This window comes from Synechococcus sp. R5-12 (genome assembly GCF_047502655.1).
In the GTDB taxonomy this organism is placed as follows: domain Bacteria; phylum Cyanobacteriota; class Cyanobacteriia; order Thermostichales; family Thermostichaceae; genus Thermostichus.
In genome coordinates this window covers 1-10,418 of the sequence record NZ_JANSIM010000048.1, presented here as the reverse complement: position 1 = coordinate 10,418, position 10,418 = coordinate 1, and the positions used below count along the sequence as shown (strand labels likewise).

Annotated in this window: 5 protein-coding genes; 2 read left to right on the top strand and 3 right to left on the bottom strand. The window is 60.1% G+C overall.

Annotated elements, in window-relative coordinates; genetic code table 11:
* Positions 1-43 precede the first annotated feature (43 nt).
* From NW843_RS03445 to NW843_RS03435, 3 genes are all read right to left on the bottom strand, one after another.
* Positions 44-562, bottom strand: coding sequence for a MarR family winged helix-turn-helix transcriptional regulator (locus tag NW843_RS03445; RefSeq protein WP_414522119.1), 519 nt, complete (start codon positions 560-562; stop codon positions 44-46).
* A 243-nt stretch (positions 563-805) separates the two neighbouring features.
* Positions 806-2,146 carry an alkaline phosphatase gene (locus NW843_RS03440; RefSeq protein ID WP_414330273.1) on the bottom strand — a complete coding sequence of 447 codons (1,341 nt, stop codon included), beginning with the start codon at positions 2,144-2,146 and terminating at the stop codon, positions 806-808.
* Positions 2,147-2,402: 256 nt separating this feature from the next.
* Positions 2,403-4,781 carry a transglutaminaseTgpA domain-containing protein gene (locus NW843_RS03435; RefSeq protein ID WP_414522118.1) on the bottom strand — a complete coding sequence of 793 codons (2,379 nt, stop codon included), beginning with the start codon at positions 4,779-4,781 and terminating at the stop codon, positions 2,403-2,405.
* A 183-nt stretch (positions 4,782-4,964) separates the two neighbouring features.
* On the opposite strand from NW843_RS03435, the gene uvrA reads away from it, so the two are divergent.
* Together uvrA and NW843_RS03425 are read left to right on the top strand one after the other, a co-directional pair.
* On the top strand, positions 4,965-7,868 hold the full coding sequence (gene uvrA, locus NW843_RS03430; protein WP_414522117.1) for an excinuclease ABC subunit UvrA: 2,904 nt from the start codon (positions 4,965-4,967) through the stop codon (positions 7,866-7,868).
* 223 nt (positions 7,869-8,091) lie between these two features.
* The gene (locus NW843_RS03425) at positions 8,092-10,332 is read left to right on the top strand and encodes a hypothetical protein (protein WP_414522116.1); all 2,241 of its coding nucleotides are present in this window, start codon (positions 8,092-8,094) and stop codon (positions 10,330-10,332) included.
* The last annotated feature ends 86 nt before the right edge of the window (positions 10,333-10,418 follow it).

Sequence of the window (10,418 nt, the reverse complement as noted above, 5' to 3'; positions counted from 1 at the left end):
TACGGGTACAGTGCGGGGCTCCTGCGATTTCTAGCTGAAAGCGCTAGAAAATAGCCTGCAGTTTTTTAAGGCAAGCCTGGATCTGCGCCATCTCCGAGGGATCCAGCTTTTGGAAGCGCTCTTTCAAGTAGGCGACGTGGGCCGGGAAAATTTCCTCAAACAGTTTTTCCCCCGCTTCTGTCAGCACGACCTTAAAGCAGCGTCGGTTTTCCGGGGGCACTTCCCGGCGCACCAGCCCTTTTTGTTCCAGGCGATCCACAATGCCGGTCAGTGTCCCTTTGGTCACCAGCGTTTTTTGGGCCAAGACATTCATGGTCATCCCAGGGGTATTGCCAAGGGTAACCAACACATCGAATTGGGGGGCCGTCAGCCCCATTTGCCGAATGTGAGCCCCGGCGTAATTTTCAAAAGCTTGGTAGGCCCGCGCCAGATCCCGCAACAGCCCCAAAAAAGGCTCACGGGCCGCCAATACCGTCCCCCTCAGCGGAACAGAGTCCTCAGGCTTGAGAACCTCGTCGCTTTGGAGAAGGGGGGATGGAGAGGAGTCAGCGGGAGTGGGCATGGTTGAAGATCGCAGTTCGCGTTGGTGGAACAAACTCAAACCCAAAGGACAGTCTCGGCTCCATGATAGCCCACTGTAGTACAGTTCTAACGCAAAATGAACTACGTCTATCTGCTTTGCTGAGCTAGCCCCTTCGCCGTTATGTGGTTCTCATAAAAAAAGGGGATCCACTGGATGGATCCCCCGTGACGGACAGAGCTTGTGGGGCAAACACCCGCCCAAGGCAGGTGACCACAGCAGACACTAGGGCTTCAGCTCGCTGGGGATGCGCTCCCCGAAGAGCACGAAGTAGAGAATCCGATAAATGTCCGTGTTCAGGATCCCGGTGGTCGGCACCAACTCTTGGGCGTTCAAGCCCGCAGCGCGAGCGATGACTCCACTGCCGACGTCATCTCCGGTAGCCCAAGCCACGGCAAAGGGAAAGCGCTTGCCATTTTTGTCGGGAGCGGAAATGAACGGCTTGCTACCGGTGCCGTCAACCCCGTCAATGGGGGCACCACTGCCTTCGGGGTCAGTAGGGGGCAGCGGCTCCTCGGCGGACTCGACATCCACCAACTGCATGCCACCGGCATTGCTGTCGCTGGTGGTGATCATGAAGGTCTTGGGATTCTTCTCGATAAAGTTGAGAATCACCCCGATGGCATCGTCGGCCCGCTTCATGGCCTCCAGGCAGCCAGAGGCATTGAGGTTATTGCACATGTTGTCGGTGCCCTCTTCTTCGATGACGGCGAAGAAGCCCTTGGGATTGCGGGAGATCCGCGCCAGGGCAAATTCGGTCATCTCGGCAATGGTGGGGGCGCTGGCAATGTAGTTGGGCAGGTTTTGGGCGCGCAGCTCTTCCTCTGGCTTGTCGTAGAAGGTGTCCTCGACGTTGAACACCCCCAAAACTTTGGAAACATCAGCCGGCAGCTTGAGCAGCTCGTCGCGGGTGTAGACAACGGCGTACCCCTTTTTCTTGGCCTCCTCAATTAGGTTGCGGCCATCCTTGCGCTTCCCTTGGCCAAAGCGGCCCTGGACACCTTCCGGCAGCAGCCATTCCTCGCCAGCGCCGAGGATGATGTCTACCCCTGACTCCACCACCTGCAGGGCAATCTCCTCATAGTCGCTGCGCTTGGCAGCTTTGGCAACGAAGGCAGCCGTCCCCGGCTCAATGATGGATCCCGTTTGCACCAGAGCCGTACCCAAGCCTGCCGCCACGGCATCTTCCATGATCGTGTTCAGGGTACCGTTGGCAGAGGGGTACTCTTTGCCGTCCGGATCCAACCCAAAGCTCTTGGCGTGGGCACGGGTTCCCGTGGCATGGATCACCGCTCCGGCGTTGGAAGTTCCTCCAAGCTGGTCAAGAAGGTGCCCGCGATAGGTGGTAATCACGGGAAGACGATCCCAGTTCAGAAAGCCATCGGGGCCGTAGTAGAGAATGCGTGTGATGTCCCAGTGGGAAGCTGAGGTTCCATCTGGGTGAAAGAAGATTGCACCGTTGCCGGTTGGCTTAGGCGCCGCTTGAGCCACACTAGAGGAAAAAACTGACGAGGACAGCAGACACAAAGTTGCAGCCAAAGCCGCCCTCAAAGAATAGCTACGCATAGCTAACACGCCCTTGCTCGTTCGAAGCTGAACGTTAAAAAACATAACACAGCTTCAGATGAGTTTGCAAGGGCATGGCAATGCAGCAGCGCGAAACGTGCCTGAAGCGAGTGCGCCACTGAGCGACTTCCCCGTCTGACAGTGCAGCTTACGGGGTCTATAACTAACGTTAACTATCTCTTAACTGTCTCATAACTGTCAAGGCTTCTTGCAGGGCTTTTGGGGTACCTGTTCTAAGGCGCAGCCGTCCCTCTGGTCAAGTGGCTCTTCTGGAGGTGATGGCGGGGTTTTTGGCCAGTGGCTGCCATGCTTGCCTAAGCTGTCTGAGTTGCTGCTGCCAGCGCTGCAGTTCCCCCACCTCCAACGGGATCCCACCGAAGCGCACCTCCAGGTAGCGCTCCAAGAACTGGATGGCCACCTGGGCTTGTGGTAAGTCGGAGTGGCGCAAGTGTTCCAGGCAGGCCTCAGGGCCTAGGTGGGCTGGGATCCCCACCGCCGTCGCCAGATCCCGCAGTTGCAGATAAAGCCTTGAGATAAGCTGGCGGCGCTGCTGCGACTTGGGTAGAGCCGCCGGACTCCAGCGCACCAGAGCAAAGGTCAGCCCTGGCAGCAGGATCCCTACCATCCAGGTGGGCCAGGGGGGCGGAGGCTGCCACAGGGATCCCAGCAAAACCCCATTGCCGGCAGTGGCCAACAGAATCCACCCCCCATCCTGCCAGCGCAAAGCCCGATAGCGGCGGCGGCGACCCCAATAGGCCATGGATCCGGTGATCAAAACCACCCCCAACACCGGCAGGCCATTCTGCTGCAACGTTTGCCCCAAGGCAACCAGGCTGCGACGGAAGCCAGCACCGACATCCTCTCGATCCGGAGAGGCGGCTACAGCGCTGGCCAGCTCCTGGATCTGCCGCCAGATCTGCCGCTGGGTGGATAGGTCGTACTGGATGACGTACTTAAACCAGCGGAAGCGCAAGCTGTCGTAGAAATCTTGAAGGGGATCCCACCAGCTCTGCCGCTGACTAACATTGGCCTCTGCCGGCGTAGCGTCAAAGATGACCCAGCCGTAGGGGCCAAAGGGGATCTCCGTCCAGGAATGGGCGTCGGCATTGCGTACTGCCAGATAATTTTCCTGCGCCACCCAGCGCCCGCCCAAAAAGCCATTCACCATCCGGGCCGGGATGCCAATGCTGCGGGCCAGTATCGTCAGGGCTGTGGCGAAATATTCGCAGTGGCCCCGCCGATGGGTGAACAGAAAGGCTTCCAAAGGCGGTTCAGGGCCGGGATCCGGCAGATCGGTGGTATAGGCGTAGTTCTCCAGCAGGTAGTTCTGCAAAGCCGTCACCTTGCCAAAGACATCGGGGATCCCAGCGGTAACGTCTTCAGCCAAGGCGGGAATGCGCGGATCCAGGTCTGCTGGCAACTGCAGATAGGCTGCCTGTTGGACTGGGTCGAGAGCACTGAACAGCTCCGCGTGGCCTAGCCGGCGCAAGCGCGGGCTTAACTCCCTTGAGATCCGGCTCCGGGCGCGGTAAAGATGGGGCACCTGCCGAGGCAGAGAATGGCCAACATCTCCGGTCTCGCTCAGGATGAGGCGGCGATTTTGCCGTTGCCAGGCTTGTTGCACCGTCGCTGCTCCGCCCCGCTCCAGCCATTCCATCTCCACCAGCGGGGCCACCCCAAAAACGGTGTTGGTGACCAGCGGCTCCAGATAGATAAGCTGCTCCAAGGGGAGAAGCAGCAGGTCGGGAGCAGTGGGGATCAAGCTGGAGGCAGAGAGATCAAATACCCCTGCTGCGTTGGGGAAAATGGGGATGAAGCGGTCTAGCGTTCGCGACCAGGCCCGTCCATCGTAGCGATCGAAGCTGATCCCGCGCCAGTAGAGGGACTCCACACGGGGCGGCACCCCTGCCGGAAATTCCACCCGCATGACAACGGTGTTATCGGTTTTGAGGGTGCCGAATGCTCCCAGGCTGACTTCCTCGGCAAAGCCAGTGGTCATCACCGGCGAGCGGGCCTGGCGACCCAGAATTCCTAAACTGACCCGCGGGAACAAGAAAAACAAAGCCACGGACAGGATCACCGCCAGCAAAGCCAGGGATCCGAGAAAGCCCAAAAAGTTGAGGTTGATGCCACGGGTTTGGCTGGCTGCCTGCGGGTGCTGCTCTGCTTGCAGGCGCAGGTGGTAAAGGGTGAGGTTGATTAGCCCTACCCCCACGTACAGCAAAAACAGCAGCCCAAAGCTGATGTCTTCGTTGAACAGGGTGGCAATGGCCATCAGCAGCAGAGACAGCACCGCCAACTGGATGTGATCGGCTGCCCGTTCCCGCTGAAACAGCTTGGCCCCCGTTAGGTAAAGCACCAAGCCAATGGCCCCATCGGAAAAGGGAAGGATCCCGGAGATGACCAAAGCCAGCAGGCTAAGCAACACCGCCACCGTCAGGGGCATCCACAGGGGGGCATAGCGGGCAAAAGCAATCCTTGGCGGCTCCCAAAACCAACTGCAGGCCCCTGCGGCCAAGCAAACGGCAATGACCGGTGGCGACAGAGCCTGATCCCCCAGACAAAGGGCCGTGAAGGCGATCCCCACCAACAGGTAAACAAACACCTTTTGAACGGATGGCAGTGTCCAGGTCATGGCCCTTGGGATTCAATCCTTTCCAGCATAGCCAAGTCTTTTTTGCTACCGGTTTGCCCTCCCTGGGATCCCCTTTTGGACAAAGCGAAGAGCATTAGAATCGTTAACTAAGAATCGTTAAGATTTTGTTACTCGCCGGTCTCGACGGGATACCTGTGACACGCTGCGCGAAAAGGTGGTGAGATGTCCAGCCAAAACGAAATTCACGTGGTGGGGGCGCGGCAGCACAACCTCAAGAATGTCGAGCTGCGGATCCCGCGGGATCGCCTGGTGGTGTTCACCGGCGTCTCCGGATCGGGCAAGTCCTCCTTGGCTTTCGACACCATCTTTGCCGAGGGACAGCGGCGCTATGTGGAATCCCTCAGTGCCTATGCGCGGCAGTTTTTGGGGCAACTGGACAAGCCGGATGTGGATCGCATCGAAGGGCTGAGTCCGGCCATCTCCATCGATCAAAAGTCCACCAGCCACAACCCCCGCTCGACGGTTGGCACCGTTACCGAAATCTACGACTACCTGCGGCTTCTGTATGGGCGAGCTGGGATCCCGCACTGCCCCCATTGCAACCGGGTGATCGCCCCCCAGACGGTGGATCAAATTGTGGATCAGATCCTGGCCCTGCCGGATCGGACGCGGTTTCAGTTGCTCTCGCCGGTGGTGAAGGGGAAAAAGGGCACCCATGCCAACCTGTTGCAAAGCTTGCGCCAGCAAGGGTTTGTGCGGGTGCGTGTCGACGGCCAGGTATGGGATCTCAGCGAAGAGATCACCTTGGACAAAAACAAGACCCACACTATCGAGGTGGTGGTGGATCGGCTGGTCAAGAGCCCCGACATAGCGGAGCGACTGGCCGATTCTCTGGCAACTTGCCTGCGCCAGTCGGGAGGAATTGCGGTGGTGGAGCTGCTGCCGCGGGAAGAGGAGCGAGAACATCTGCTGCAAAAGGTGGCCGAGTCGGCGGGGCAATACCTGAACGGCAAGCCAACGGAGCTGATTTTTTCTGAGCAATTTGCCTGCCCGGAGCACGGTTCGGTGATGGGCGAGCTGTCGCCGCGGCTATTTTCCTTCAACTCGCCGATTGGGGCCTGTCCTGTCTGTCACGGGCTGGGTTTTGAGCCCATCTTCGACCCCGAGCGGATCGTGCCCGATCCCAAGCTCCCCTTGTACGCGGCCATCGCCCCTTGGGCAGAGCGGGAGAACCCCTACTATCTGGCTTTGTTGGCGGGAGCCGCCAAGGCTTTTGGCTTTGACCTCAGCAGCCGCTGGTGTGATCTCACCCCCCAGCAACAGCAGATCATCCTCTACGGTGCAGACCAAGAGATCTATATCGTCGAGGCGGAATCTCAATACCGAGGCCGGGGGTACTATCGCCGCTATGAGGGGGTGATTCCCCAATTGCAGCGGCACTACCAGGAAACCACTTCCGAAATCTATCGGCAAAAGCTGGAAGCCTACCTCACCTACCGTCCCTGTTCCGCCTGTGGGGGATCCCGTCTCAAGCCGGAAGCTCTGGCCGTGCGCATCGGCGGCTACCGCATTAGCGATCTCACCGAGATCTCCATCCGCGACTGCCTGCACCGCCTGGAGCAGTTGAAACTTACCCCGCGACAAGTGCAGATCGGCGAGCTGGTGCTGCGGGAGATCAAAACCCGGCTGCAGTTTCTGGTGGATGTGGGCCTGGACTACCTAACGCTGGCCCGTCCGGCCATGACCCTCTCCGGGGGCGAAGCGCAGCGGATCCGGCTGGCCAGCCAGATGGGCTCCGGCTTGACGGGGGTGCTCTACGTGTTGGACGAACCCTCGATTGGCCTCCACCAGCGGGACAACGAGCGCCTGTTGCAAACCCTGTTTCGCCTGCGAGATCTGGGCAACACCCTGATCGTGGTGGAACACGACGAAGAAACCATCCGTGCCGCCGACCACATCGTCGATATCGGCCCTGGGGCCGGCATCCACGGGGGGGAAGTGGTGGCCCAGGGATCCCTGGCGGACATCATGGCCTGCGAGCGCTCCATCACCGGAGCTTATCTTTCGGGGCGGCTGCGGATCCCTACCCCTGCGCAGCGGCGGGCTGGGAAAGCGGTTGCCCTCAAGCTCACCAATGCCCACAAAAACAACCTCAAGCACATCGATGTGGAGATCCCTCTGGGCAAGTTGGTCTGTGTTACAGGCGTCTCCGGCTCCGGCAAATCCACCTTGGTCAACGAATTGCTCTACCCTGCCCTGCAGCACCATCTTGGACACAAGGTGCCCCAACCCGCGGAGATGGGAGCACTTGAGGGCATCGAACACATCGACAAGGTGATCGTCATCGACCAATCTCCCATTGGCCGTACCCCCCGCTCCAACCCTGCCACCTACACGGGTTTGTTTGATCCCATCCGCCAAACCTTTGCCCAAACCTTGGATGCCAAGGCCAGAGGCTACCCATCCGGCCACTTTTCCTTCAATGTCAAGGGGGGGCGCTGTGAAGCCTGCAAAGGGCAGGGGGTGAACGTGATTGAAATGAACTTCCTGCCCGATGTGTACGTCACCTGCGAAGTCTGCGGGGGCAGCCGTTACAGCCGCGAAACCCTGCAGGTCAGGTACAAGGGCAAGAACATCGCCGAAGTCCTGGACATGACGGTGGGGGAGGCGCTGGAGTTTTTCGCTGCCCTGCCTCCTGCCGCCAAGATCCTGCAGACTCTGGCCGATGTGGGCCTCGATTACATCAAGCTGGGCCAGCCAGCCCCGACCCTCTCCGGTGGGGAAGCGCAACGGGTCAAGTTGGCCGCAGAACTGGCCCGCCGCTCCACCGGCAAAACCCTCTATCTGTTGGATGAGCCCTCCACCGGCTTGTCTTTTTACGATGTCCACAAGCTCTTGAACGTCCTGCAACGGCTGGTGGATACGGGCAACACCGTGCTGGTGATCGAGCATAACCTGGACATTCTCCGCTGTGCTGATTGGATTATTGACTTGGGGCCAGAGGGCGGCGACCGCGGCGGCCAGATCATCGCCGTTGGCACTCCAGAACAGGTGGCTGAGCACCCCGGATCCCATACAGGGCGATATTTGAAGCAGGTTTTGCAACAACATCCCCCAGGTCGCTGAGCAACTCAGCCTGCTCCAGGGAGAAAGTTGACCGAAAGCGGCTGTCGGGATCCCCTTTCGCTTTTTGCTCTGCTCACCTCAGCCATGGCGGTGGAGGACTGATGCGGCGAGGACTCTATCCCACCCAGGCGCTCCGCACCGTGAACGCAAGGGTGAACGGTTAGCCTGAGTCTCACGTCGCTATGGCATGATGGGTCGGAAGGAAAAGGTTCGCACTCTCCCCATGGTAGGGCAGACCCTGGGTGGCCGCTATCAGATCTTGGAAGCACTGGGATCCAGCGGACAAACCTACTTGGCACAGGATAGCCATCATCCTGAGCGGCTTCGGGTGGTGCTCAAACGCTGGCAGGCCGGCCAAAATGCTCCGCACCGCGAACACAGTGAGGACTCCGCCTCGCTACGGCATCTCTTTCAGCAAGAAGTGGCGCTGCGGGAGCACCTGGGATCCCACGAGGGTATCCCCCGCCTGTTGGCCTACTTTGAGCAAGAGGGGGAGTTTTATTGGGTGGAAGAATGGGTTGAAGGGCCCACCCTGGAACAAGCTCTATTGCTAGGTAACGCAACCGAGAGGGGCCAGCTAACGACTCCGTCCCGCCAAATGCACTGCCATTGGGGGCACGACTGGACAGAGGCTGAGGTACGAGCCTTGTTGCAGGATGTGCTGCAAACCTTGGCCTTCCTGAATGGGGAAGGGGTGAGCTGCTGCAACCTGCAGCCCTCTCGCTTGATCTACCGTCAGGCGGATGGCCGATGGGTGTTGTTGAAGTGGGGGGGTGAGGAACAGGGTCTGGCTTTTTCCGGCTCTGGCTTCGGGAACCCCTATGGCCCCAGGCATTGCAGCGACCTCTATGCTCTTGGGCTGATTGCCCTGCAGGCCCTCTGCGGGATCCCGCCCCAGAAGCTGTTTCGCGACCCGTTGACGGGGGAGTTGCGCTGGCACGATCTGGCCTCTACTAGCGCTCCTTTTGCTGCTTTTCTGGATCGTTTGGTGAGCTGCAACCCACAACAGTGCTTTCCTTCAGCAACAGCAGCTCTGGCCGCTTTGCAGGCTTTGCCCCCCGCCGAGAGCCCCCCTGCCGCCGAACTCCTGTCCCAGCCCAGCCCTGTCGCCGCCGAGCCCTTACAGGAGCCAACCACCCCACCGCGTTCTCCGGTATCGCTGCGGGCGCGTCCCCGGATCCCACCGGTTTGGGCAGGAGGCAGCTTGGCGGCTTTGCTGGCGTTGACGGTGGCAGGGGTATGGCAGATGAGGGCGAACCTTGGCCTGCGGGGGGAGCCCAAGGATTCTGTCCCCCTCACGAGAACGGGATCCTCTGGCCCGGCAAAGCGCAACGGCCTGGGACTCCGTCCTACTCGCGAGAACGGTTCTCATGCCTCCGTCCCCACCGCCGTCACGGTCGCGGAAGCGTCGCGTAGCGATAACGACCCGGCAGACTGGGCCAAGTCTTTGCAGCTCAAGGCTACGCTGGAAGGCCCTGTCGCCGTCACTGCTCTGGCCATCAGCCCGGATGGAAATCTCCTTGCTGCCGGGGGAGACGACGGCGTGATCCGGCTTTGGGATCCCCAGGCTGGCCAACTGCTCCAGAGCTGGGCAGGCCACGAGGGATCCGTTGAGGCACTGGCCATCAGCCCAGATGGTACCTTTTTGGTGAGTGGGGGGGCAGACAAGACGGTACGGGTCTGGGATCTGGCGACCCTGGGGGATCCGGCTCTCTCGCCTGGGGATGTGCTGGCGCGGCTGCAGTTGCAAGGGCACACCGGGTTGATCAACAGTGTCGCCATTAGCCCCGATGGTCGTTGGATTGCCAGTGGCAGCGCCGACCGCACCATCCGCCTTTGGCAGGCCGACAACGGCCAGTTGATCCGCACCCTGGCGCCTCCCACTGCTGCCGCCCAGGAGACCCCTCAGAGGGCTGGCATTACAGCAGTGGCCTTTGGCCCAAGACCTACCCGTATGAATACTTCCCACCAATCTGAAGGGATCCCCCCTTGGATCTTGGTGGCCGCCAATGGAGATCCCACCGTTCACCTTTGGGATCCTGGCAGCGGGGCCTTGCTGGAAACCCTAAAGGCCGACTACCCCATCGAGCAGGTGCTTCTGAGCCCAGATGGCCGCTATTTGCTCGCTGGCAGTACCGGTGGCATCCTGGTCTGGAACTTGGGCACGGGATCCTTGGAGCGCACCTTGCCCCAGACTTTGTCCGGCTTGGCCGCCCTTGCCCTCAGCCCTGATGGCCGCTTGCTCGCCAGCGGCACCGATTACCGCGCTCACCAGATCAAGCTCTGGGATCTGCGCAGCGGAGAACAGTTGCGCACCCTGGGCGGCCAGACTTGGATGGTGAGCGTCTTGCTGTTTGGCCCCGGTCGCGGAAGCGTCGCGCAGCGATATGGGCAGACCCTTCTCAGTGGTGGCGCCGATGGCTCAATTCGCATTTGGGGGCCAGCCGACCCAGCTCAGCCCTAGTGGGATCCAAGCAGATAAAATACTCGACGAAGAAGGGATCCCGGCAGAGCATGACTCTAGTCAATAATAAGCTCAACTATACTGAA

Bases quoted from the DNA above. Each gene is read 5' to 3' on its own strand.
- NW843_RS03445 (WP_414522119.1), bottom strand. From the start codon at position 562: ATGCCCACTCCCGCTGACTCCTCTCCATCCCCCCTTCTCCAAAGCGAC.
- NW843_RS03440 (WP_414330273.1), bottom strand. From the start codon at position 2,146: ATGCGTAGCTATTCTTTGAGGGCGGCTTTGGCTGCAACTTTGTGTCTG.
- NW843_RS03435 (WP_414522118.1), bottom strand. From the start codon at position 4,781: ATGACCTGGACACTGCCATCCGTTCAAAAGGTGTTTGTTTACCTGTTG.
- uvrA (WP_414522117.1), top strand. From the start codon at position 4,965: ATGTCCAGCCAAAACGAAATTCACGTGGTGGGGGCGCGGCAGCACAAC.
- NW843_RS03425 (WP_414522116.1), top strand. From the start codon at position 8,092: ATGGTAGGGCAGACCCTGGGTGGCCGCTATCAGATCTTGGAAGCACTG.